We start from the raw sequence: 25,938 nt of genomic DNA on the forward strand, positions 1-25,938 counted from the left end.
ATGGTAAGAGTATATGTGGATCTTTGATCGCCTAACAATTAGAATTTTCACAATATTCTTACTTACTATTGCTTTCTTTCTTATTCTGGTAATGGCCTTGCCAAAGCTAGACTCCCGAAATTTAACCTATTTAGCCAATAAAGATAAAGAAAGTGGCAATGTACTGGCTAAAGAAATCGAAAAAGATTTAACCAAGATACCTAAAGATAGTTTCCGTTGGTGGATGAGATTCATTGTTGTAATGGATAATCATCAAAAGGCTGGGCAACTATTATTTATTGTTACACCCAATCAACAAATTATCACAGCAGATACTAATAATATTGATTTAGTAAAAAGTTTTAGTGAAAAATCCCAAGATGTTGATGATCCAGCTAAGAAAATCTATGATAACCAAGAAATTATTGGTCCTTTCTTGCTTCATTATGCTAATGAAGACTATCAATTATTTTTATTACAACCTGCATCGGATATTCAGTCTCAATTTGTTAATTTAATATTTGATCATCCTTTCTTGCTTTTGACATTAACCATGTTGGCAAGTACACCATTCTTGTTGTGGCTATCTTGGAGTATTGCTAGGCCAGCACGTGGATTGCGATTGGCTGCTGAGCAAGTAGCCAAAGGTAATCTACAACAGTGGCCTGAACTCGAAAAAGTTGGATCGTATGAATATAAAGCAGTGGGGGCAAGTTTTAACCGCATGCTTAGAGAGTTGAAAAGGATGCAAGAGTTACAGCAACAATTGTTTTCTGATATTTCTCACGAATTGCGGACACCATTAACTCGATTGCAATTAGCAACTTCACTGCTACGTCGTAAACAAGGTGAAAGTAACGAAGTTTTACGAATAAGTGATGAAGCGATAAAGCTTGATTCAATGATTGGTGATTTATTGTCATTAGCAAGGAATCAGCATGATAATAACGAAGTTCGTGAATATAAACAGTTAGACGAATTATTTAAAAATGTTTTAGATAATGCGACTTTTGAAGCTAATCAAATTTCAAAACAATTTTCAATTCTTACTCCCCCAACTAATAATACAATTTTGTGTTATCCAACGGCGTTATGTAGCGCGCTTGAAAATGTAGTAAGGAATGCATTTCGTTATTCAAATCAGCGAATTGATGTTAATTTTGTTATTCAACAACAAACTGCAATTATCACTATTGATGATGATGGGCCAGGTGTTGCTGATAGTGAGTTAGAGCAAATATTCAGGCCGTTTTATCGTACTAATGAAGCTCGTGATCGTGAGTCAGGTGGCACAGGTTTAGGTTTAGCCATTGTTTCTAACGCTATTACTCGAGATAATGGCACTGTTAAAGCAGAGAAAAGCCACTTAGATGGACTTAGAATTGTGATAGTATTACCTCTTCAAAAATATTAACAGCTAAGAGAAATAATTGTGTCAGATGCATCTTTAAATATTGTTTTATTTGAACCTGAAATTCCTGCTAATACTGGTAATATCATTCGTTTGTGTGCTAACACTGGTTTTAATTTACATATTATTGAGCCAATGGGATTTTATTGGGATGATAAAAAATTGAGACGAGCAGGATTAGATTATCAAGAATTTGTTGATGTAAAACGTTATAAAAATATTGAGTGCTTTTTAGATGAGAACCAACTTGATTTAGCTTCTCAAGTTTATGCCTTAACGACAAAAGGTCAAAAACCACACAGTGAAGTAAATTATAAATCAGCTGACTTTTTGATGTTTGGTCCAGAAACGAGAGGTTTACCAGCAAAAATTCTTGATGCATTGCCGCAAGATAGAAAAATTCGGATTCCAATGGTTGCTAATAGCCGAAGTATGAATCTGTCTAATTCAGTTGCAGTAGTTGTTTATGAGTCATGGCGACAGCTTAATTATATCGGGGCTAAATAAATTTAAATTTTGATTTTTAATTACCAAATAAATGAAAAATTTTTGCAGATGTTTAACTCAAAAACCCCGTTCCTCAACTCAAAAATTTAACTTAAATTTTTTTACTTAAAAAAAGAGGTCATATCGACCTCATTATTTAAATAATTATTTTGATGAATTACTATTTAACGCGAGAAACGTATTCACCTGAACGTGTATCAACTTTAAGTACTTCACCAATTTGCACAAATAAAGGAACACGTACAACTGCACCAGTTGATAATGTAGCTGGTTTACCACCCGTTCCCGCTGTATCACCTTTTAATCCTGGATCAGTTTCAATAACTTCTAATTCAACAAAGTTTGGTGGAGTAACAGCAATTGGTTGACCATTCCATAAGGTTAAAATACATTCCGCTTGATCGACTAGCCATTTAGCATTGTCACCTACAGCTTTTGCATCAGCAGAAAGTTGTTCAAATGTATCATTATTCATAAAATGCCAAAACTCACCATCGGTATAAAGATAAGTTAAGTTCATATCAACGACATCAGCCGCTTCAACAGATTCTCCTGATTTAAATGTTTTATCAACAGTTTTACCAGAAAGTAATTTTTTAATTTTTACACGGTTAATTGCTTGTCCTTTACCTGGCTTGTAAAATTCATTTTCAACAATTACACACGGCTCGCCATCTTGCATTATTTTAAGACCAGCTTTAAACTCATTAGTACTATAAGATGCCATAAAAGCTCCAACTATCATTCTGAATTACAAAAATGAGCCATATTATACAGCAAAATGTTGAACAACCAAATAAAGATGAGTGGATTTTTGATCTCGCTAATGTAGTGACAGATATCAAAAAGCTTTATCATTGTCTGGATTTAGATTCTGAGGAAATTTCTTTACCCATGTTACAGGCAAGAAAACAATTTCCACTTCGTGTGCCTATGGCTTTTATAAATCGAATGAAAAAAGGTGATCCTCAAGATCCTTTACTGCTTCAAGTACTTTGTGATGAACAGGAATTAATAAACGTACAGGGTTTTACTAAAGATCCTCTTGATGAGCAACATAACAATATTCCAGGATTACTACATAAATATCATAATCGCGCATTATTAATGACTAAAACTGCTTGTGCGATTAATTGCCGTTATTGTTTTAGGCGACATTTTCCTTATCATGATAATCAAAGTAACAAAAAGAATATTAGTATCGCATTAGAGTATATTGCACAGCATACCGAACTTGATGAAATTATTCTTTCGGGGGGCGATCCTTTAATGGCAAAAGATCATGAAATAGCTTTTTTAATAGCTGAATTAGAGAAATTTCGTCATATTAAGCGTTTACGTATTCATAGTCGTTTAGCGGTGGTGATACCTAATCGTATTACTTCTGAGTTGTGTCGATTATTTGCAAAAACACGTTTACAAGTTGTGTTAGTTACCCATATTAATCATCCGAATGAAATTGATAATAATGTAGCTCATGCCATCAAAGATTTAAAGAAAAGTGAGGTAACAGTACTAAATCAGAGTGTTTTATTAAAAAATATTAATGATGATGCTGATGTGCTAGCGAAGTTAAGTAATAAGTTATTTTCAATTGGTATTTTACCTTATTACATCCATTTATTAGATAAAGTACAAGGTGCGGCTCATTTTTTAGTCGATGATGATGAGGCCAAAAAAATCATGCGGCAATTGACAAAAAAACTATCGGGTTATTTAGTTCCAAAATTAGCGCGTGAAGTTGGTGGTGAAGCAAGTAAGCGAGTTTTAGCTATTAGTGATTAATGAAATTTGAAAAGGTCCTTACAATTTATGTTTCAAAATCCCGTTGACGAAAAATAAAATAGACTCTATAATTCGGACCTCTTTAATTAATGCTGTGGAGTTTATACTCTACAACTTGTTGATAAATTAGATTTGGATATAAATCGTCATGAAACGCACATTTCAACCATCAGTATTAAAACGCAATAGAACTCACGGTTTCCGTGCTCGTATGGCTACTAAAAACGGTCGTCAAGTTCTTGCTCGCCGTCGCGCTAAAGGCCGTGTTCGTTTAACTGTTGCTAGCTAATTTAAAGTTGAGTGACTAAACTCACTTTTCCTCGGGAGTTACGCTTGTTAACTCCCTTTGATTTTAATCATGTATTTCAAGAATCTATTCGTGCAGGTTCGCCTTTCCTGACTCTAGTTACACGTAAAAATAATCTAAGTCATCCCAGATTAGGCTTTGCTATAGCTAAAAAACAGGTTAAAAGAGCCCATGAGCGTAATCGTATTAAACGGTTAGTCAAAGAATATTTTCGTCACCACCAACATCAGTTTCCTAATATCGATTTTATTTTGATGGCTAAACAGCCTGTTATACAATTGAATAATCAACAATTAGTTGAGACATTAGATAAACTATGTCAGCAAATCATCAAAAAAAACTAAGTAAATTAATATTAATTGTCAAACAGCATGTTTATGCAGTTAACGCTTTGATTATTAATGTTTTTGTTTTTGTTATTAGTTTATATCAACGTATCATTAGTCCGTTATTTGGTCCTAAATGTCGCTTTACTCCCAGCTGTTCACAGTATGCCATAATCGCATTAAGGCGATTCGGATTGATAAAAGGTGGTTGGCTAACGGTCAAACGTGTATTAAAATGTCACCCTTTACATGAAGGAGGTGAAGATTTTGTTCCTCCTAAGAAAACTAAAACCAATAGAGAAAAACACTAATGGGATCTCAACGTAATATATTAGTCATTGCTTTACTTTTCGTTTCTTTCCTGATTTGGAAAGCGTGGGTAGATGATCATGCACCAAAACCCCCAGTTGCTAACCAATTGACACAACAAATAGGTGAAGATAGTTCAACAGCGGATTCAGTGCAAGGTAAAACTATCACAATAAAATCTGATGTATTGTCATTAACGGTTAATACCTATGGTGGCGATGTGCAATCTGCTCAATTGTTGAAATATGAGCAGTCTCTTCATTCAGGTACACCTTTCCAACTACTTACTTCTAAGCCTGATTTTATTTACATTGCTGAAAGTGGGTTAAAAGGTAAAGATGGTCCAGACAATGCAACTCAAGGCTCAAAAAGACCATTATATCAAACTGATCAATCTGAATATGTTTTAGCTGATGGTCAAGATGAGTTGAAGGTTCCATTTACCTATCAAGTTAATGGTGTAACTTATACTAAATATTACATCTTACATCGTGGTAATTATGCTATTGATGTACAGTATGACGTGAACAATCAAACCCAAAATCCGTTAGAAGTATCAATGTATGGCCAGTTGAGGCAGACTATTGAACTCCCCAAAGATGCTGTTACTGAAGGTGGTGGCGGATTAGGACTAAGCGCGTTCCGAGGTACAGCTTATTCCAGTGCAAACACTAATTATAGTAAATATAGTTTCAGTGATATCAAAGATGATGCGTTAGAAGTCAAAACTAAAACTGGCTGGATTGCTATGTTGCAGCACTATTTTGCTTCTGCTTGGATTCCTACGCAGGAACAAAATAATTTATTCTATTCACGTGCAACAGCTAACAATTCACAAGCAACAATTGGTTTTGAAGGTGAAACAACAGTTATTCAACCAGGCAAGACTCAATCAATTAATGCCAAATTATGGTTAGGTCCTGAAATTCAAAGTGAATTAAAAGAAACAGCTAATCATCTTGATTTAATCGTTGACTATGGTTGGTTATGGTTCTTATCTCAACCTCTTTTTTACTTATTGGAATTTATCCATAGTTTTATTGGAAATTGGGGCTTTTCAATCATTGTGATCACTTTTATTGTGCGTGGTATTTTATTCCCATTAACTCGAGCACAATACCGTTCAATGGCTAAAATGAAGTTATTGCAACCTCGTTTACAAGCATTAAAAGAGCGTTATGGTGATGATAGACAAAAAATGAGTATGGAAACAATGGCTCTTTATAAAAAAGAGAAAGTTAATCCTCTCGGTGGTTGTTTACCATTACTGATTCAAATGCCTATCTTCTTGTCATTATTTTACATGTTAGGTAACACGGTTGAGTTACGTCATGCTCCATTCGCTCTTTGGATCCATGACTTATCTGCACAAGATCCATATTATGTTTTCCCATTGTTAATGGGTGCAACTATGTTCTTAATTCAGAAGATGTCACCAACACCGGTTACCGATCCTTTACAACAAAAATTAATGACTTATATGCCATTAATCTTTACGGTATTCTTCTTATGGTTCCCATCAGGTTTAGTATTATACTATATTGTAAGTAATTTATTTACGATTGCTCAGCAACGTATAATTTACTGGGAGCTTGAGAAAAAAGGTCTACACGAAAAGAAAAAGAAAAAGAAATAGTATTGCCAAAAAGGAGGATTAAGATCCTCCTTTTTATTAGTTATTTTTTGGTATTGATGTGATGAATATACAACAACAATTTAATTTAATTGGTAACGAAAAAGGTTATTGGTTTGTTAGTCAAAATGGGCGATTATGGTTGCCAAATGGCGAAGTTCCTCATGGTATTGCTAGTGAATTAGGTTTTACCAACAAACTAGCTCAACCAATTGGTGAGTGGAATGGGCAAACCGCTTGGTTGATTTGCCAAGAAATGAAAAACTCTATGTCAACGATTCGCCCCTTACTTAATAATGCTGATCAATCATTATTTAATATGGCTGGCAGGGCGGTACAATTGTCTGAGTTTTATCGTTCTCATAAATATTGTGGTTATTGTGGTCATGAGATGCATATTAGTAAAACAGAGTGGTGTTGTTTATGCAGTAATTGTCACCAACGTTATTACCCACAAATTTCCCCTTCAATTATAGTTGCTATTCGAGATAAAAATAAAATTTTATTGGCAAAGCATGTTAGGCATAATCAAGAAAATTTATATACCGTTTTAGCTGGTTTTACAGAGATTGGTGAAACAATGGAAATGACGGTTGCCCGAGAAGTGTACGAAGAGTCAAAAATAAAAATTAAAAATATTCGTTATATTGGTTCACAACCTTGGCCGTTTCCTAACTCCATGATGATGGCCTATCTAGCTGATTATGAGAGTGGTGAAATTACTATCGATAAAAATGAGTTAGTCGAAGCAAATTGGTATCATTATTCTCAATTACCTAAAATACCCGAATATGGCACGATAGCAAGACGTTTGATTGAAGATACAATTATACTTTGTCGTGAATATGATGAGTTTGGTGAGTAAAATTCATCATATTCACTTAATTAACAATTTATAAATATTCAATGGTTCTGGTTAAATCAATTTTACTTGAACCTTCTCCTACTGTTTCACAAACAGCTTTAGTCCAGTCGTTATTTTCGTTATAAGCGAAATAGGTACAAGTCTCAGTTGATTCTAACTCTTGCTCATTTTTATCATTGATGATTACATTACCTTTTGCTGATAATTTATATGTTCTAGTAATTGTTTTTTCGAGCTGATTATTAGTGTTATAAACTATATCTTTTTCTCTCACTAAAACGGGCAGTTTAGTTCGTTCATCTGATTTTATATAAGCATTATATAAAACTTGTTCAACCAGATCGCCGTTATAAATAATTTTACTATTAAAAACAATATTATTATCGGCAAAGTTGGATAAGGTTGTTTCAACTAAATGACCTTGTTCATCAAATTCATTAATGGCAACAATGTCACCATTATCATCTTTCATACCAATAATATTTTTTGAATCGTCAAAAGAAACATCGTAATTATTCCTAACATCTTTCATGCCATAAATATATTTGGCTGTATCATAGTTTATTTCGCCATATAAACCTTCAAGATCATAATTCTGTACATAACCTTGAGCATTATAATTGATCGTTTTTTCTGTCGGTCCTTGGATTTTTTGGTGTTTGATCAGTTTTTTATGAGGTAGGAGTTCTGGTTCGGTATGAAAAAGATAACTATTACTTACCAATATTGATGATTGGGATTTAAATTCATTATTTATATTTTTGTTTACAGCATTATTCTCAGTTTGGGCCTCTTGATTTTTGCTTGTACTAGAGGCGGCATTTGTTTCTGCCTTTTTTTGATTATCACATCCCGTTAATAAAAAAATAGTCAAAAAGAATAGATAGATATAATTTTTCATAATATTAGTCTCTTAATGTTAGAGTTAGAGTTTTATTTATATCTAATAAAAAAGCTTAATCAACTTCAGTATTTTATTGCAATCTTAGTCTGTTTAGAGCATAAATTTGAATTTCATTTGTATTCGTTTCTTATAGATAAGCTTTACAAATATTAGCAAATTGGAGGTCAAAGATATAGTTTTCGTCAGAATTTTTATTTTTAAATTAACAGATTACTTCGAAAAAAATGATGAGGTAAGAAAATTTAAATATTGATCATATCAATCTGCGATAAGTTGCCGATTGATATGAATCAGATAAAACCATCAATGCTCTGGGTTATTGAGCCATTGAGCTATTTGTTTGGCAAAATAAGTTAAAACCCCATCTGCACCCGCGCGTTTAAAACAGAGTAATGATTCCATGATGACAGATTTTTCATCTAACCAACCGTTTCCAATTGCGGCCATCAACATTGCATATTCTCCAGATACTTGATAGGCAAAGGTTGGTACCGCAAAAGTGTCTTTTACTTTACGAACAATATCTAGGTAAGGCAACCCAGGCTTAACCATTACCATGTCAGCACCTTCACTTAAATCTTGGTAAATTTCTTGTAATGCTTCATTAGCGTTGGCCGGATCAAGTTGATAGGTTTTTTTATTACCACCTTTAATGTTTTTTGCTGAACCTACAGCATCACGAAATGGTCCATAAAAGCTAGAGGCATATTTTGCTGAATAAGCCATTATTTGCGTATTAACAAAATCATGTGATTCTAGCCCATTACGAATTGCGCCAATTCGACCATCCATCATGTCACTGGGTGCAATAATATCAGAACCTGCTTGAGCTTGAACTAATGCTTGTTTAACCAAAGTACTAACAGAAGTATCATTTAAAACATAACCACTATCATCAATAATACCGTCTTGGCCATGAGTGGTATAAGGATCGAGTGCAACATCACTTAAAATTCCGAGTTCTGGTAACTCTTTTTTTAGTGCCCTAATTGCTTTAGGAACTAATCCATTTTCGTTATAAGCTTCTTCAGCTAACAGTGATTTTTGAGAAGGCTCAATAGCAGGAAACAAAGACAATATAGGAATGCCTAATTTGGCAACTTGCTCTGCCTCTTTCACTAATACATCAACGCTCATTCTTTTAACATTGGGCATTGATGATACAGATTGAATAATATTTTTCCCTTCAACGATAAATACTGGATAAATCAAATCATCAACTGTTAAACGATTTTCTGCAACTAGGCGACGACTAAAATCATGAGCACGATTACGACGTAATCGTCTTTGGGGATATTGACCGGTAAAGACTGATGACATATAAATACCTATATTTTTGATTAAACGGTCTTATTATCTGACTCAAAAGTAAGATTAGCAAATAATTTGTTATGTCGTAATTATACGATATTTTACTTTACAACTTATATGATTTAGAGGTAAAATTGCGCACTAATTTTTAGTCCCTTGTGATATTAACCAAATTTGAGGTGAGAGGCACATGCCAGTAATTAAAGTACGTGAAAATGAACCTTTCGATGTAGCATTACGTCGTTTTAAACGTTCTTGCGAAAAAGCAGGAGTTTTAGCTGAAGTTCGTAACCGTGAATTTTACGAAAAACCAACAACTATTCGTAAACGCGCAAAAGCAGCTGCTGTTAAACGCCACGCTAAGAAATTAGAAAGAGAAAACGCTCGTCGCACTCGTCTATATTAATATTTATACTGAAAATTTAATTTATTTATTTTTTTAATATAAAAATTTTAACAAGCCGTACTTTTACTACGGCTTGTTGTCTTTGTGTAATGCCATAAATGGTTGAATTTTATCATGAAAGGTCTTATTCCTCGCGATTTTATTTTAGATTTGCTTGCCCGCACAAATATCCTTGATGTGATAGGTAAGCGCGTTAAAATGAAAAAAAAAGGAAATAACTATTTTGGTTGTTGTCCTTTTCATGATGAGAAAACCGCTTCTTTCTCATTAAGCGAAAAAAAGCAGATTTACTATTGTTTTGGATGTGGCGCTACTGGATCTGCAGTAAATTTTTTGATGCAATATGAGCGATTGTCTTTTCCTGAGGCAATTGAAGAGATAGCTAGTATGCAAGGAATCCGTGTTCCATACACGGATAACGAAAATAATCAAGCTGATGCATCAAAGCAAATTGAATCTCGTAATGTTCGTCGAGATCTTTATTCATTGATGTCTAAAATAACTGATTTCTACCAGCAGCAATTAGCATTATCGACTTCGGTAGATGCTCAAAAGTATCTTGAACAACGCGGATTAAACGCAGAGATTATAGCTAGGTATAAAATCGGTTATGCACCTAATTCAAAACAACTAACTTTTCAAAATATAGTTAAGACTGAAAATGAAGTGGTGCTATATGACAAGGCAGGGATGTCTGTCAATAACGATATAGGTAATCGATATGATCGCTTTCGTGGGCGTATCATGTTCCCGATTCGCGATAGACAAGGTAATGTTATCGCTTTTGGTGGAAGGACGATCTTCAATGAGTCGGCGAAATATCTAAATTCACCTGAAACTCCTATTTTTCATAAAGGTTTTCAATTATATGGACTTTATGAAGCTCAAGAAACTAATCGTAATTTAAAGCAATTAATAATTGTTGAAGGTTATATGGATGTTGTTTCTCTTGCACAGTACGGTATTGATTACGCTGTAGCTGCTTTAGGAACAGCAACATCAGAAGAGCATATTAAGCTTCTATTTAGAGCAACAGATTCCGTAATATTTTGTTACGATGGTGATAAAGCCGGGCGAAATGCTGCATGGCGAGCGCTTAATGTATTACTACCTTGTTTGATTGATGGTAAAGATATAACTTTTGCTTTTTTACCACAAGATGAAGATCCTGATAGTTACGTGCGTAAAGTCGGAAAAGATGGCTTTGAAGATTACATAAAAAAGGCGCCTAACTTATCTGAATTTTTGTTCGATGAGTTATTAAAACAGGTCGATTTAAAATCAGCTGAAGGTAAAGCTAAATTGAGTTCACTTGCTATTCCTTTACTTGAACAGGTAAAAGCAAAAGTATTTAGACTTAATTTACTTCAAAAATTAGGGCGTTATTTGGGTCTATTGGATCTATCCCAAATTGAACAATTAATCGCGAATAATAATATAAGCGAAAATAGAACTATTGATTCAGCACCTGTGCCAAAAATGAAATTGACCACTATGCGGATTTTAATTGGTTTGTTACTTCAATATCCAAATCTAGCTAAGATGGTATCTGATATTAACGTTATGAGGCAAGTTAACTTAGCGGGAATTGATATATTTATTGAACTACTTGAATTATGCCAACAATATCCAAATATAACTACAGCACAAATATTAACTGAATGTATTAACCGACCATATTATAAACAGCTAAGTCGTTTAGCAACCTGGGAGTACCATTACCAAGATGATGAAATAGAATCAATTTTTTCTAATACTTTAAAAGAGTTATATGATAATATACTCGCCCAAAGGCAAGATGAACTGATCGCAAAAGAGAGAGTCTCCGGATTAAGTACCGCAGAGAAAAAAGAATTAGCGACACTAATACTTGTTTTATCAAAAAAAGACTAAATATATAGGGTATGTGTAGAAAAATACTTTTTATTCTGCACATATAATACACATGACCGAATAACTAAATGGTGATACTTTATGGAGCAAAATTCTCAATCACAGTTAAAACTCCTAATTATACGGGGTAAGGAGCTGGGATACCTGACCTATGCTGACGTCAATGATCACTTGCCTGAAGAAATCATTGATTCAGATCAGATTGAAGATATTATCCAAATGATCAATGATATGGGGATTCAAGTACTTGAAGAAGCTCCAGACTCAGATGAATTATTACTTTCAGATAATGTTCCAGATGAAGAGGCAGTTGAAGCAGCAACAGCATTAGTTTTATCTAATGTAGAATCAGAAATAGGTCGAACTACTGACCCAGTACGTATGTATATGCGTGAAATGGGTGCGGTTGAACTATTAACCCGTGAAGGCGAAATTGATATCGCAAAACGTATTGAAGATGGGATTAATCAAGTTCAAACCTCAGTATCTGAATATCCAGAAGCCATTACTTATCTCTTAGAACAATATAATTTAATCGAAAGCGGCGAAGTTCGCTTGTCCGACCTTATTACTGGTTTTGTCGATCCGAATGCTGAAGAGTCAGAAGAAGAACTTCCTGAAGAATTGGAAGACGGTGAAGAAGAGATCGATATTGACGATAGTGATGATGAAAGTGAAGAAGAAAGCGATTCTTCAGCTGATGATGATGTCTCTATCGATCCAGAAGTAGCAAAAGCGAAATTTGCTGAATTACAAGAGCAACATGATAAAACTTCTGCTGCAATTAAAAAATATGGACGTGCTCATAAAAAAGCACAACAAGAAATTGAAAATCTATCTGAAGTTTTCAAACAATTCCGATTAGTTGGCAAGCAGTTTGATATTCTTGTTAATAATATGAGAAGCATGATGGATCGAGTAAGATCTCATGAGCGTATTATTATGCGAATTTGTGTTGAACAATGTAAAATGCCGAAAAAACAGTTTATGACTCATTTTACTGGCAATGAAAATAGCATGGACTGGTATAAAAAAGCGAGTACAGGTAAAGGTGCATTTGCTGCTAAATTAAAAGAATTTGAATCATCAATTGAAGAGCAAATTAAAGCTTTACAGCAAATTGAAACAGAAACTAATCTTTCTATCGAACAAATCAAAGATATTAATAGAAGAATGTCTATTGGAGAAGCTAAAGCTCGTCGAGCCAAGAAAGAGATGGTTGAAGCAAACTTACGTTTAGTTATCTCTATTGCTAAAAAGTATACTAATCGTGGTTTACAGTTCCTGGACCTTATTCAAGAAGGTAATATTGGATTGATGAAAGCGGTTGATAAGTTTGAATATCGCCGAGGGTATAAATTCTCAACCTATGCAACGTGGTGGATTAGACAAGCTATCACTCGTTCAATTGCTGACCAAGCAAGAACAATTCGTATCCCTGTGCATATGATTGAGACAATTAATAAACTAAATCGCATTTCTCGTCAAATGCTTCAGGAAATTGGGCGTGAACCAACACCAGAAGAGTTATCTGACCGCATGCAAATGCCTGAAGAAAAAATTCGTAAAGTACTAAAAATTGCAAAAGAACCAATTTCAATGGAAACACCAGTCGGTGATGATGAAGATTCACACTTAGGTGATTTTATTGAGGATACTGCACTTGAGCAACCACTAGATGCAGCTACATCGGAAAGTTTACGTAGTGCAACACGTGACATTTTATCTGGTCTAACACCACGTGAAGCAAAAGTCTTACGTATGCGATTTGGTATTGATATGAATACAGACCATACTCTTGAAGAAGTAGGTAAACAATTTGATGTAACGCGTGAACGTATCCGTCAAATTGAGGCTAAAGCATTACGTAAATTACGTCATCCTAGCCGATCTGATGTTCTTAGAAGTTTCTTGGAATAAATTATAACTTTAGCTAAATCGCCACTTATGTGGCGATTTTTTTAACTTATCAAGCTAATATCATGAATATACTTCAACGATTTAAAATTGATCCATTCTTGCTGACTTTGATTTGCGTTGTGACTACAGCAAGTATTTTTCCATGTAAAGGACAAGCAAAAGTGTTATTTGAAAATCTTACAACTTTTGCTATTGGTCTATTGTTTTTTATGCATGGTGCAAAACTGTCGTTTGATGCGATAATTGTTGGTATAAAAAATTGGCGATTGCATCTGTTGATATTTACTACTACCTTTGTAGTATTCCCTATTTTAGGGGTGATGATGCAGGTACTGGTTCCAACTTTTTTATCAGAAGATCTTTATTTAGGCTTTGTATATCTTTGTGTCCTACCAGCTACCGTTCAGTCAGCCATTGCCTTTACATCAATTGCAAAAGGCAATGTTGCTGCTGCAATCTGTAGTGCTTCTGCATCGACCCTATTAGGTGTCTTTATCACACCGGTATTAGTTGGATTATTAATTCATACTCAAGCTGCTGCTTCAATGAATATATTAGATGCCATTGAATCTATTATGCTTAAACTGATGGTGCCATTTATTGTCGGTCATTTATCAAGACGTTTTATTGGTAAATGGGTAGATAAATATAAAGGTGTAATTTCTAAGACCGATCGTATATCGATATTATTAGTTGTTTATGTGGCTTTTAGTGATGCAGTGGTTAATGGTATTTGGTCGAAAGTCAGCTTTTTATCTCTTTTAGAAATCATTGTGTATTCAATCATCTTATTAACTATTGTGTTATTAATTACGACTTATAGCTCGAGATTCTTGGGTTTTAACAAAGAGGATGAAATTACTATTGTATTTTGTGGCTCTAAAAAAAGTTTAGCGAGTGGTATTCCAATGGCTAGTGTAATTTTTCCTATGTCTATAACAGGCATAATAATTTTACCGTTAATGATTTTCCATCAAGTACAATTAATGATCTGCGCTGTTTTAGCTTCTCATTACGCGAAAAGAAAAATATAAAAATTGTTTTGCTCATTGGGTTATTCTCAAGGATAATAGAAGCGCTATTAACAACAGAAAGATATATTATGTTTCATCTATTTGCTGATTTAGAATTTTCTACGATTATATTACTAGTTTTAGCGCTATTTTTTGTTCTTTTTTATGAGGCAATTAATGGATTTCATGATACCGCAAATGCAGTTGCGACAGTAATATATACTAGAGCATTAAAAGAACAGCTCGCTGTTTTTATGGCTGGTATGTTTAACTTTTTTGGGGTATTACTTGGCGGGCTTAGTGTTGCTTATGCAATCGTTCACCTTTTACCTACTGATTTATTACTTAATGTAAGTTCTTCTCATGGACTTGCGATGGTCTTTTCAATTTTATTCGCTGCTATTATTTGGAATTTGGGTACTTGGTATGTAGGTATTCCTGCTTCAAGTTCTCATACTTTAATTGGTGCAATTATTGGTGTTGCATTGGCTAATGCATTTATTATGGATACATCTATCATTGATGCACTTAATATTCCAAAAATGATACAAATTTTCCTATCATTAATCATTTCACCAATTGTTGGTCTTGTTATCGCTGGATTAATGATTTTTTTATTACGAAAATATTGGACCCGTAAAGGTCAAGGTAAAAAACGTAGTAAAAAAAGAGAACGAATTTTTATGACACCAGAACAGCGTGAAAAGCTATATGGTAAAAAGAAACCGCCATTTTGGATTCGGATTATGCTTATTATTTCAGCTGCTGGTGTAAGTTTCTCGCATGGCGCAAATGATGGGCAAAAAGGTATTGGTTTATTGATGTTAGTATTGATGGGCATTGCACCCGCTGGTTTTATTGTTAACATGGGGGCATCAACTTATGAAATTACCAATACCAGAAATGCGATTCATAATATTGAAGAGTACTTTATCACTCATAATGATGATCTCAATACAGTAATTGGTAAACAATCAGCAGTTGATACTGCAACTCCTGAAAATGATTTAAATAAATATCATTGTGATTATTCTCGATCCTTCACTACGTTAAGTATTGCTAACAATTTGTTCAATAAAATTAACGATTATGGTTCGCTTAATGTAGATCAACGTTCTCAAACTAGACGTATTTTATTATGTTTATCTGATACGGTATCTCATGTTGCTAAACAACCAAATGTATCAGCAGAAGATAAACAGTACCTAAAATCATTAAATAATGATTTATTAAAAACAATTGAATATGCACCAATTTGGATAATTATCGGAGTAGCTTCAGCACTTGCAGTTGGCACAATGATTGGTTGGCGGCGAGTAGCTATTACTATTGGTGAAAAGATTGGTAAAAAGGGAATGACTTATGCACAAGGGGTTTCAGCTCAAATTACTACAGCGTTATCAATTGGTATAGCAAGTTATACAGGAATGCCTGTATCGACAACACAAGTCCTTTCTTCATCTGTTGCCGGTACGATGATTGTCGATGGTGGAGGAGTGCAAAGTAAAACGATTAAAAATATTGCATTAACCTGGGTTCTTACTTTACCTATTTCAATTTTGTTATCTGGGTCACTTTTTTGGCTTGCTCAAAAATTAATTTAGTAGTAAAAAGGAAGAATAAAATCTTAATTTAATTAGAGCGTCAAAATAGGAAGGAGTGAATATTATGGCTTATAAACACATTTTAGTCGCAGTGGATTTATCACCTGAAAGTGAAGTTCTTGTTGAAAAAGCAGTCTCAATGGCTAGACCATATAATGCTCAAATATCACTCATTCATGTGGGCATCAATTACTCTGACCTTTATACAGGCCTTGTTGATATTAATATGAATGATATGAAAGATCGTATCACTGAAGATGCACATATTGCATTAAATAAATTAGCTGATGATGCAGGTTATCCAATTGCACATACTCTTTCTGGTAATGGTGAATTTGGACAAGTATTAATTGAAGCTATCCACGAATATGGGGCAGATCTAGTTGTTTGTGGTCATCACCAAGATTTTTGGAGTAAATTAATGTCTTCAGCACGCCAGCTAATTAATAATACCCATATCGATACATTGATTGTTCCTTTGAAAGATGATGAGCCATCCGAAGAACCATCTAAATGAAACATACGATATGAACCCGCCTTGTAGCGGGTTTTTTTATATATTTTTATCTAAAATTTAGATAGTTATGTTTTCAAACAAGTTGTATATATTTTGGCACCTATTTTTCTTTTCATTCAATATCGGTATACACTTGTAATTATTATGAAGGAGATTGGATATGAATATTGCTTTAGTTACTGGTGCTTCTTCTGGCTTTGGTAAAGCAATTTGCCGAAAACTTATTACTGATGGTTATAAAGTAATTGGTGCAGCCAGACGACTTGATAAATTACAAAAACTTGCACAAGAATTAGGTAATAATTTTTTACCGCTAACTCTTGATGTGACAAAAAAAGACTCTGTTGAAACAATTTTGTTACAGCTGCCTAAAGAGTTTCAGCCTATCGATATATTAATTAACAATGCAGGATTAGCTTTAGGTTTAGCACCCGCATATGAAGCTGATTACAATGATTGGGAAACAATGATTGAAACCAATGTTATTGGATTAGTGCATTTAACATATCAAATATTACCTGGCATGGTAGAGCGTAACTATGGTTATATTATTAATCTTGGATCAGTTGCTGGTACATATCCGTATAAAGGTGGAAATGTTTACGGTGCAACAAAAGCATTTGTTAAGCAGTTTAGTGCTAATTTAAGAACAGATTTATTGGGTAAAAAAATCAGAGTAACAAATATCGAACCCGGATTATGTGGAGGAACAGAGTTTTCCAATGTCCGATTCCATGGTAATGACGAAAAAGCTGCTGCGGTATATAAAGATGTGGATTTTATTACACCAGAAGATATTGCCAATACCGTCTCATGGTTAGTTAATACACCAAATCATTTTAATGTGAATTCAATTGAAATTATGCCGGTCGCACAAGCTTCAGCAGGGTTATCAGTTTGCAAAGAAGTTTAAGGTGAAATTAAATTACCATTATATGATACCGAGGTTTTAAAAAAATAATAAAAAAGTGAATTGAAAAACAAAATAGACTTGCACTTATGTTAATGGATTGCTATTCTTCTTATTTGTGATTTTGATTGAGGTTTTAGCAATGACATTTTCAGAAGTAACAAAAACATTTGCGACAAGCTTACCTGGTACCGATTCGTATGTAAAACTACGTAAGGCTATGAGGTCATTAATCCAAGAAGATCCGAATAACGCATCGGTTTACTTTTTAATCTTTGGATTTGCTCGCACTTATGTGATGTTATATGAAGATCAGGAAGTTTCACCACAATTTGCTGAAGACAATCAAAAATTAATGTTATCGTATCTCAACATACTTGATGAGGCATTACAAAAACAAAATGCCGAAAGTATCTATCAAGCCTTAAATAAGGTAGTGAATGAATACGAAAACAGCAAAAAGGTATTTTAATTATTTACAGCCTGACATGAAAATGTCGGGCTGTTTTGTTTAGGGTTTAGTTAAGGAAAAATAATGAAAATGGTAATGATGATTTCAGGCATTATTGGTACCACCGGCACTATTATGAAATATAGGGCGGGTTGATTTTTCCTTAAAAATATCGAAAAACCCGCCCCAAAAGGCGGGTTTTTTACTTTGTGAAATAAAAAAGTTCTTAAATAGAAATTAAAGTAAAAAGAATTCAAAATATTAGTTTTATCAGTATTTTTTAAAAATTGCATTTTGAATTATCATTGGCATAAGTTAGAAAAATAAGTAAGGTGTGATATGAAAGTTTTAAAATTTGGAGGAACATCTGTTGCCAACGCAGAACGTTTTTTGCGTGTAGCAGAGATTATTGAAAATAATGCTAAACAAGAACAAACGGCAACGGTTTTATCTGCACCAGCTAAAATTACTAATCATCTAGTGGCAATGGTTGAAAAAACCATTGCAAAACAAGATATCCAAACTAATATCTACGATGCTGAAAAAATCTTTGCAGACTTACTAGAAGGTATTTCGAAAGCGGTACCTAATTTTGCCTATGAAGAAATGAAAAAGTTTGCTCTAGGTGAGTTAAATAACGTTAAACAACTATTAGAAGGTATTCGGCTATTAGGTCAATGTCCGGATAGTATTAATGCAAGTATCATTTGTAGAGGTGAAAAACTTTCGATTGCAATTATGCAAGAATTGCTTAAAGCGAAAGGTCATGCTGTAACAGTTATTAACCCTGTGGCAATGCTGATTGCTGAGGGGGACTATCTAGAGTCTACAGTTGATATTGTCGAGTCATCGCATCGAATCAGTGAAATGCATATACCTCCAGAAAATATAATTTTGATGCCAGGGTTTACCGCTGGTAATGAAAAAGGAGAATTAGTTGTTCTTGGCCGTAATGGCTCTGATTATTCAGCTTCAGTATTAGCAGCGTGTTTACGTGCCAACAGCTGCGAAATTTGGACTGATGTTGACGGAGTTTATACTTGTGATCCTCGAATTGTGCCTGATGCTAAATTACTAAAAACGATGTCTTATCAAGAAGCTATGGAACTATCGTATTTTGGTGCAAAAGTGCTTCATCCAAGAACAATTTTACCTATCGCTCAATTTCAAATTCCATGTTTAATTAAAAATACTAATAATCCAGATGCAGCAGGCACGTTAATCGGCGCTAATGTTGTTGATAGCTCAACACCAGTAAAAGGTATCACTAATTTAAATAACATGGCTATGATTAATGTATCAGGTCCAGGATTAAAAGGCATGGTAGGTATGTCAGCGCGTGTTTTTTCCGCTATGTCTTATGCTGGTATTTCCGTGGTACTTATTACGCAATCATCATCTGAATATAGTATTAGTTTTTGTGTGCCTCAAACCGAACTCTACCGAGCTGAAGAGGCATTAAGTCAAGAATTTTACTTAGAGTTAAAGGATGGCTTACTTGAACCAATTGAAGTTATCGAAAAATTAGCAATTATCTCAGTTGTTGGTGATGGTATGCGTACTTTACGTGGTTTATCGGCTAATTTCTTTACTGCATTAGCCCGAGCCAATATTAATATCGTAGCAATTGCTCAAGGCTCATCGGAACGCTCAATCTCGGTCGTTGTTGATAATGATGTTGCCGTAATGGGTGTACGTGTGACGCATCAAATGCTATTTGGTACTGACAAAATGTTAGATGTGTTTGTTATTGGTGTTGGTGGTGTTGGTGGTGCATTGGTTGATCAAATTGGTCGGCAACAAAAATGGCTTAAAAACAAACAAATCGATTTACGTGTTTGTGGTTTATTTAATTCCAAACATGCTGTACTTAATCGGGATGGTATTGATTTAACAAATTGGCGCGATCAAATAAAACAAAGCGAGACCAATTATACTCTAAATAGCATTATTGATTTTGCTAAAAATAACCGGCTCCTCAATCCAATTTTAGTCGATTGTACTTCAAGTAGTGATGTATCAGATAAATATGTTGATTTTTTAGCTAATGGTTTTCATGTTGTAACGCCAAATAAGAAAGCCAATACAAGTTCGATGGCTTATTACCATCGTTTACGGCAAGAAGCAGCTAATAGTAAGCGAAAATTTCAATATGATACTAACGTTGGTGCAGGTTTACCTGTGATAGAAAATTTACAAAATCTGCTTAATGCTGGTGATGAATTGATCAAGTTTTCAGGGATTTTATCTGGATCATTGTCTTTCATTTTTGGTAAGTTAGACGAAGGTATGTCATTGTCAGAAGCAACTAAATTAGCGAAAGAAAAAGGTTTTACCGAGCCTGATCCTAGAGATGACTTATCAGGAACAGATGTCGCAAGAAAGCTATTAATTTTAGCTCGGGAGGCTGGATTACAACTAGAACTTGATCAAATTAAAGTTGAGTCAGTATTACCAGCTGAATATTCTAAAGGTAGTATCGATGAATTCATGGCAAAACTACCACAATTAGACGCTCAGTTTAAAGAAAAATCAGAAAAGGCAGCTAAAGAAGGAAAAGTGTTACGTTATGTTGGTAGTATTGATGGAAACCAATGTAGCGTTAAGATAGAATCTGTTGATAATGATGATCCACTTTATAAAGTTAAAAATGGTGAAAATGCTTTAGCATTTTATACTAGGTACTATCAACCAATTCCATTAGTATTACGTGGTTATGGTGCTGGTAATGACGTTACAGCTGCGGGTGTGTTTGCCGATATTTTACGAACCACATCTGGAAAAATTGGAGGCTAAATGAGTCAAAAATCATTAACTGTGTATGCACCTGCATCAATGGCAAATATTAGTGTTGGCTTTGATATTTTAGGTGCAGCAATCAATCCAATTAGTGGTGCGATGTTGGGCGACTGTATTACTATCGAGTCTGCAACTGAGTTTAGCTTTACCAGCCAAGGTCAATTTGTTAAAAATTTACCAAAGGATCCCAAATTAAATATTGTTTATCAATGTTGGCAGCGTTTTTGTAAAGCCATAGGGAAAACATTACCGATAAAAATGACGCTTGAAAAAAACATGCCTATTGGTTCTGGATTAGGTTCAAGCGCTTGCTCTATTGTTGGTGCTTTTGTTGCGTTAAATAAGTTTTTTAATGAACCATTTAATAAATTTGAATTGCTCTCCATGATGGGCGAACTTGAAGGCTGCATTTCTGGTAGTGTGCATTATGATAATGTTGCTCCTTGCTATTTAGGTGGAATGCAACTTATTCTCGACGAAATGGGCATTATAAGTGAGTCAATACCTCATTTTGAAAATTGGTATTGGGTGATGGCTTATCCTGGTATTAAAGTTTCTACAGCTGAAGCTCGAGCAATATTACCAGCTCAATATCAAAAAGCCGATTGTGTCGCGCACGGTCGTTACGTAGGTGGTTTTTTACATGCTTGTTATACTAAACAACCAAAACTTGCAGCAGCAATGTTGATTGATAATATTGCAGAACCTTATCGTAAACAATTGCTACCTAATTTCGATGAAACACAAAAAAAGGTCAAACAACTTGGTGCACTAGCCTCGGGTATATCAGGCTCAGGGCCGACGATGTTTGTGGTGGCCGACAACCTTGAAACTGCGCAGCAGATTGAGTCGTTGTTAAAAAGTTCTTATCTACAAAATGAAGAAGGTTTTACTCATATTTGTAAAATAGATCCACAAGGTGCAAGAGAGATTTAAGTTATTAAACAAAACAATAATATTAAATCAATAAAAAAACAATTAAAGCATAAAAGAATTGGAACACATTATGAAACTGTATAACTTAAAAGATCATTCAGAGCAAGTTAGTTTCGCGCAGGCGGTACAACAAGGTTTAGGGAAAGAACAAGGTTTATTTTTTCCAGAACAATTGCCAAAATTTTCATCTGCAGAAATAGAAGCACTTTTAAAAATGGACTTTATAACACGTAGTGCCAAAATTTTATCGGCGTTTATTGGCAATGAAATTAGCGATAATGATATGCATCGATTAGTGCAAAACGCATTCCAATTTCCAGCTCCAGTTAAATCAGTAGAAGATGATATTGGAACATTAGAACTTTATCATGGCCCAACATTAGCATTCAAAGACTTTGGTGGACGCTTTATGGCTCAGGCTTTAGTCCAAGTGGCAGCAGATAAAAAGATTACTATCTTAACAGCAACCTCTGGTGATACTGGTGCTGCTGTCGCCCATGCGTTTTATCACTTACCCAATATTCGTGTAGTGATTTTATATCCGGAAGGTAAAATTAGTCCGTTACAAGAAAAACTATTTTGTACTTTAGGCGATAACATTCACACAATTGCTATTCAAAGTGATTTTGATGCCTGCCAAGCTTTAGTTAAAAAAGCGTTTGATGATGAAGAGCTAAAAACTACAATAGGTTTAAACTCAGCTAACTCGATTAATATCAGTCGGCTTTTAGCTCAAATTTGCTATTATTTTGAGGCTTATGCACAGCTTACGCCAAAACAACGCGAACAATTAGTTATTTCAGTACCAAGTGGTAATTTTGGTGATTTAACTGCTGGTTTACTAGCTAAAACGATGGGGTTACCAATTAAACGCTTTATTGCTGCTACTAATGCTAATGATACGGTTCCACGTTATTTAGAAACAGGAATATGGGAACCCCATAAAACTGTGGCAACATTATCAAATGCTATGGATGTTAGTCAGCCAAACAACTGGCCAAGAATCGAAGAAATTTATAAACGAGAAGGTTGGGTACTTAAATCATTAGGGCATGCTGCTGTTTCTGATGCCGTTTCCGTAGAAACGGTTAAGAAATTAGATAAAAAAGGATATTTATCCGAGCCTCATGGTGCTATTGCTTATCGTGCATTACGAGACCAGTTGCAAGAAGGGGAGTATGGTTTATTTTTGGGTACAGCTCATCCAGCTAAGTTTAAAGAAGTAGTTGAGGATATCCTTGGCCGATCAATCTCGCTACCACAACCTCTGGCTGAACGAGCTGATATGCCTTTACTTTCTCACCATATGCCTGATGATTTTAATAAATTACGTGATTTCTTAATCTCATTGACATGGTAAATTCAATTCCCGTCACCAGATTGGTGACGGTTTTTAGCTTTTTTGAATTATAAGTTAATTAATAGAGCTAGTTTATATTACTTTGTTGATAACTTGTTTAAATGGCTAATTTCGGCTATTGTAATGTAAGTTAAAACGTTATCAGGATATATTTATGCACTGTCCGTTTTGTAATGCAGATGATACAAAAGTTATTGATTCTCGTTTAGTTGGTGAAGGGTTTCAGGTTCGTCGTCGTCGACAATGTGTCGAATGTAATGAGCGTTTTACGACATTTGAAGTGGCTGAATTAATTATGCCTAATGTTATTAAAAGCAATAAAGTTCGCGAACCTTTCAATGAAGATAAACTCCGAAATGGTATAAAACGAGCACTAGAAAAACGCCCTGTTAGTTTTGATGCAATTGAAGATGCAATTACTCGAATTAAATCGAAACTGAGAGCAACAGGAGAAAGGGAAGTACCGGCCAAATTAATTGGTAATTTTGTTATTGAAGAGCTTAAAAATCTTGATAAAGTTGCCTATATTCGTTTCGCATCTGTCTATTTTAGCTTTGATGATATTGAACAATTCAGTAATGAAATTGCTAAGTTACAACAAAAGTAATCCTCATTATGACTATGAATAAAGATCAATTTTATATGCAGCAAGCTATTGAGCTTGCTAAATTTGGTCGCTTCACTACTACCCCTAATCCTAATGTCGGTTGTATCATTGTTAAAAATGATCACATCATTGGTAAAGGTTTTCATATGAAAGCTGGTTTACCTCATGCAGAAGTCTATGCACTAAAAATGGCTGGTGATGAAGCTAAAGATGCTACGGCTTATGTAACGCTAGAGCCTTGCAGCCATTATGGAAGAACACCTCCTTGCGCAGATGCACTGGTTAAATCGGGAATTAAACGAGTTGTTATTGCTATGCAGGATCCTAATCCCAATGTCGCAGGACAAGGTATAAAGAGATTAACTGATGCAGGCATTGAAGTTTGTGTTGGTGTGTTAGCTGATCAAGCCGAAGCCATTAATAAAGGCTTTTTAAAACGGATGCGAACAGGTTTGCCATTTGTACAACTTAAAATGGCAGTTTCTTTAGATGGTAAAATAGCTATGGCATCAGGCGAAAGTAAATGGATAACCTCCGTTGCGGCAAGACAAGATGTTCAGCAATATAGAGCTCAGGCAAGTTGTATCTTAAGTACCAGAAAAACAGTTCAGGAAGATAATGCGAGTTTAACGGTTAGATATAATGAATTACCTGATTCAATTAAAGAAATTTACCCTTCTACCGAAATTCGTCAACCTATACGAGTGATAATCGATAGCAAAAATCAAATGACGGGTGATGAAAATATCTTTAATCAGCCTGGTGAAACTTGGTTGGTTAGAAAGCAAAATGTTCTAATATCATCACCAAATACAAAACTTATCATTGAATCATCAAACAGTCATCAAGTCGACTTATTAGAATTATTATCCATATTAGCCAAGCAGCAAATAAATTCTGTATGGGTTGAAGCTGGATCTCATTTAGCCGGTGCGCTAATTGAGCAAAATCTCGTGGATGAGTTAATCATCTATTATGCACCTAAATTGCTTGGTCATAATGCACAAGATATGTTTGTATTACCTCACTTACAAAAACTTTCGTTAGCACCTCAGTTCCGATTTGAATCTGTTGAAATGGTGGGAGATGATCTGAAAATAATGTTGAGGAACGGGGTTTTTTGATAACTTTTATTTAAATATATTGTGCTATTTAACAATTTTTGAGTTGTTAATATTCTATTTTAACGATTAACTATATCTCTGTAATTTAAAAATAAAGTACAAACTGAGTATATTTTTACACTACTTAATCGGTTCAGTTCCTTTCTAGGGTTTATCGTTTACAACTTGTATGATAAATTTTATCTGTTTTTGAGTTAGGTATTTATCTTTTAACATAGGATGTGAAATGGCTAAAGTATCTTCGGCACAATTAAAGCGGCGATTGGAAATTGCTGCGATTGTGCGCAAAAATGGAGAAATAAAAGTTGATGAGTTATCTGACATGCTACAAGTTTCTCATGTAACTATTCGTCAGGATTTAACATATTTAGAACATCAAGGGTATTTAAAACGTTTTTTTGGGCGAGCAATCTATATTTCGCCTGAAGATTTTATTAGCAATTCAAATAGTGTGTATCCAAGTCGTTTGGCATCATATCTTAATACTGATAATAGTGATGTTAATTTAGTAAAAACTTGTCTAAATTATATTGAAGATGGTGATACAATTTTTTTAAGTCATGGTCATTTGATTCGAAAATTGATTCCTTTTCTGCATAATAAAAAATCATTAACAGTTATTTTAAATGATATTAATAACGCGAAACTGGTTAGAGAATTCTCAGATGCAGAAGTGATTCTTGTTGGTGGTTTTTTAATAAATGGTAATGTACTACAGCATCCTAACTTTTCATCATCTATATTAACGCAATTCCCAATATCACATTTTATATTCGAATTCGCAGCTATTAATACTAACAATTATTTAGCTATTCAAGATATTGAACATCAAGAACTTTATCAACAGATATTAAAAAGTTCAGATCATTCTATCGGTATTTTACCACCAAGAATCAGCAGTAATGATAATCATACTATTGGTAAATTAAAAAACATGGATGTTATTATTTTATCCCGCTCCGCTGTTAATGAATATCATCAACTATTGCTTAATTCTAATTTTAAACAACATACAACAACTAAATATTCTGTGACTTACCATAATGCATTGGAGGCCTAAT

Annotated in this window: 25 protein-coding genes; 22 read left to right on the forward strand and 3 right to left on the reverse strand. The window is 34.3% G+C overall.

Annotated elements, in window-relative coordinates; all coding sequences use genetic code 11:
• Positions 1-19: 19 nt before the first annotated feature.
• Positions 20-1,393, forward strand: coding sequence for an envelope stress sensor histidine kinase CpxA (cpxA, locus tag J3U23_RS00620; protein WP_267338384.1), 1,374 nt, complete (start codon positions 20-22; stop codon positions 1,391-1,393).
• 18 nt (positions 1,394-1,411) lie between these two features.
• Positions 1,412-1,897 (forward strand): tRNA (uridine(34)/cytosine(34)/5-carboxymethylaminomethyluridine(34)-2'-O)-methyltransferase TrmL, encoded by a 486-nt coding sequence (gene trmL / locus J3U23_RS00625; RefSeq protein WP_141673912.1) that lies wholly within the window; start codon positions 1,412-1,414, stop codon positions 1,895-1,897.
• A gap of 160 nt (positions 1,898-2,057) precedes the next feature.
• Here the strand turns inward: trmL and efp are convergent, their stop codons facing one another.
• Positions 2,058-2,624, reverse strand: a complete 567-nt coding sequence (gene efp / locus J3U23_RS00630) for an elongation factor P (RefSeq protein ID WP_034882790.1) — start codon at positions 2,622-2,624, stop codon at positions 2,058-2,060.
• Positions 2,625-2,656: 32 nt separating this feature from the next.
• On the opposite strand from efp, the gene epmB reads away from it, so the two are divergent.
• The 6 genes from epmB to nudC all read left to right on the forward strand — a co-directional run bounded on the left by epmB (position 2,657) and on the right by nudC (position 7,122).
• Positions 2,657-3,682, forward strand: a complete 1,026-nt coding sequence (gene epmB, locus J3U23_RS00635) for an EF-P beta-lysylation protein EpmB (RefSeq protein ID WP_065562354.1) — start codon at positions 2,657-2,659, stop codon at positions 3,680-3,682.
• Between the two features lie 148 nt (positions 3,683-3,830).
• Entirely contained in the window at positions 3,831-3,971 is a 141-nt protein-coding gene (rpmH, locus tag J3U23_RS00640) for a 50S ribosomal protein L34 (protein ID WP_025314679.1), read from the forward strand.
• A gap of 11 nt (positions 3,972-3,982) precedes the next feature.
• Complete coding sequence (rnpA, locus tag J3U23_RS00645; protein ID WP_267338196.1) at positions 3,983-4,333, forward strand: ribonuclease P protein component; 351 nt, start codon at positions 3,983-3,985, stop codon at positions 4,331-4,333.
• The gene (gene yidD / locus J3U23_RS00650; RefSeq protein ID WP_416380081.1) at positions 4,306-4,626 is read left to right on the forward strand and encodes a membrane protein insertion efficiency factor YidD; all 321 of its coding nucleotides are present in this window, start codon (positions 4,306-4,308) and stop codon (positions 4,624-4,626) included. The genes rnpA and yidD overlap by 28 nt, the downstream gene beginning before the upstream one ends.
• Positions 4,626-6,260 carry a membrane protein insertase YidC gene (gene yidC, locus J3U23_RS00655; RefSeq protein ID WP_267338197.1) on the forward strand — a complete coding sequence of 545 codons (1,635 nt, stop codon included), beginning with the start codon at positions 4,626-4,628 and terminating at the stop codon, positions 6,258-6,260. The genes yidD and yidC overlap by 1 nt, the downstream gene beginning before the upstream one ends.
• A 61-nt stretch (positions 6,261-6,321) precedes the next feature.
• Positions 6,322-7,122 carry an NAD(+) diphosphatase gene (nudC, locus tag J3U23_RS00660; protein ID WP_065562351.1) on the forward strand — a complete coding sequence of 267 codons (801 nt, stop codon included), beginning with the start codon at positions 6,322-6,324 and terminating at the stop codon, positions 7,120-7,122.
• Positions 7,123-7,150: 28 nt separating this feature from the next.
• On the opposite strand, the gene J3U23_RS00665 is transcribed toward nudC, so the two are convergent.
• Together J3U23_RS00665 and hemB are read right to left on the reverse strand one after the other, a co-directional pair.
• Positions 7,151-8,023 (reverse strand): hypothetical protein, encoded by an 873-nt coding sequence (locus J3U23_RS00665; RefSeq protein WP_065562350.1) that lies wholly within the window; start codon positions 8,021-8,023, stop codon positions 7,151-7,153.
• Between the two features lie 306 nt (positions 8,024-8,329).
• The gene (gene hemB, locus J3U23_RS00670) at positions 8,330-9,346 is read right to left on the reverse strand and encodes a porphobilinogen synthase (RefSeq protein ID WP_267338198.1); all 1,017 of its coding nucleotides are present in this window, start codon (positions 9,344-9,346) and stop codon (positions 8,330-8,332) included.
• Between the two features lie 181 nt (positions 9,347-9,527).
• On the opposite strand from hemB, the gene rpsU reads away from it, so the two are divergent.
• The 14 genes from rpsU (at position 9,528) to J3U23_RS00740 (ending at position 25,937) form a co-directional block, all read left to right on the forward strand.
• Positions 9,528-9,743: a 30S ribosomal protein S21 gene (rpsU, locus tag J3U23_RS00675; RefSeq protein ID WP_034882800.1), complete on the forward strand. Its 216-nt coding sequence runs from the start codon at positions 9,528-9,530 to the stop codon at positions 9,741-9,743.
• Positions 9,744-9,857: 114 nt separating this feature from the next.
• Positions 9,858-11,636, forward strand: a complete 1,779-nt coding sequence (gene dnaG, locus J3U23_RS00680; protein ID WP_065734800.1) for a DNA primase — start codon at positions 9,858-9,860, stop codon at positions 11,634-11,636.
• Positions 11,637-11,717: 81 nt separating this feature from the next.
• A complete protein-coding gene (gene rpoD / locus J3U23_RS00685) occupies positions 11,718-13,556 on the forward strand; it encodes an RNA polymerase sigma factor RpoD (RefSeq protein WP_065562347.1) in 1,839 nt (612 codons plus the stop codon).
• A gap of 62 nt (positions 13,557-13,618) precedes the next feature.
• A complete protein-coding gene (locus J3U23_RS00690; protein ID WP_065562471.1) occupies positions 13,619-14,590 on the forward strand; it encodes a bile acid:sodium symporter family protein in 972 nt (323 codons plus the stop codon).
• Between the two features lie 68 nt (positions 14,591-14,658).
• Positions 14,659-16,173 (forward strand): inorganic phosphate transporter PitA, encoded by a 1,515-nt coding sequence (pitA, locus tag J3U23_RS00695; RefSeq protein ID WP_065562346.1) that lies wholly within the window; start codon positions 14,659-14,661, stop codon positions 16,171-16,173.
• A 64-nt stretch (positions 16,174-16,237) separates the two neighbouring features.
• Positions 16,238-16,690, forward strand: a complete 453-nt coding sequence (gene uspA / locus J3U23_RS00700; protein ID WP_065562345.1) for a universal stress protein UspA — start codon at positions 16,238-16,240, stop codon at positions 16,688-16,690.
• A gap of 160 nt (positions 16,691-16,850) precedes the next feature.
• Complete coding sequence (locus J3U23_RS00705; RefSeq protein WP_065734801.1) at positions 16,851-17,603, forward strand: SDR family oxidoreductase; 753 nt, start codon at positions 16,851-16,853, stop codon at positions 17,601-17,603.
• A gap of 139 nt (positions 17,604-17,742) precedes the next feature.
• Entirely contained in the window at positions 17,743-18,072 is a 330-nt protein-coding gene (locus J3U23_RS00710; protein ID WP_065562343.1) for a hypothetical protein, read from the forward strand.
• Between the two features lie 318 nt (positions 18,073-18,390).
• Complete coding sequence (thrA, locus tag J3U23_RS00715) at positions 18,391-20,847, forward strand: bifunctional aspartate kinase/homoserine dehydrogenase I (protein WP_267338199.1); 2,457 nt, start codon at positions 18,391-18,393, stop codon at positions 20,845-20,847.
• A complete protein-coding gene (gene thrB / locus J3U23_RS00720; RefSeq protein WP_267338200.1) occupies positions 20,848-21,786 on the forward strand; it encodes a homoserine kinase in 939 nt (312 codons plus the stop codon). It begins immediately after the preceding gene.
• 70 nt (positions 21,787-21,856) lie between these two features.
• Positions 21,857-23,146, forward strand: coding sequence for a threonine synthase (gene thrC / locus J3U23_RS00725; RefSeq protein ID WP_267338201.1), 1,290 nt, complete (start codon positions 21,857-21,859; stop codon positions 23,144-23,146).
• Positions 23,147-23,300: 154 nt separating this feature from the next.
• Positions 23,301-23,753, forward strand: a complete 453-nt coding sequence (gene nrdR / locus J3U23_RS00730; protein ID WP_034882816.1) for a transcriptional regulator NrdR — start codon at positions 23,301-23,303, stop codon at positions 23,751-23,753.
• A gap of 8 nt (positions 23,754-23,761) precedes the next feature.
• Positions 23,762-24,877, forward strand: a complete 1,116-nt coding sequence (gene ribD, locus J3U23_RS00735; protein ID WP_267338202.1) for a bifunctional diaminohydroxyphosphoribosylaminopyrimidine deaminase/5-amino-6-(5-phosphoribosylamino)uracil reductase RibD — start codon at positions 23,762-23,764, stop codon at positions 24,875-24,877.
• A 226-nt stretch (positions 24,878-25,103) separates the two neighbouring features.
• Positions 25,104-25,937 (forward strand): DeoR/GlpR family DNA-binding transcription regulator, encoded by an 834-nt coding sequence (locus J3U23_RS00740; RefSeq protein ID WP_267336707.1) that lies wholly within the window; start codon positions 25,104-25,106, stop codon positions 25,935-25,937.
• Position 25,938 lies beyond the last annotated feature (1 nt).

It is taken from the genome of Gilliamella sp. B3367, assembly GCF_026536825.1.
GTDB lineage: Bacteria > Pseudomonadota > Gammaproteobacteria > Enterobacterales > Orbaceae > Gilliamella > Gilliamella apicola_E.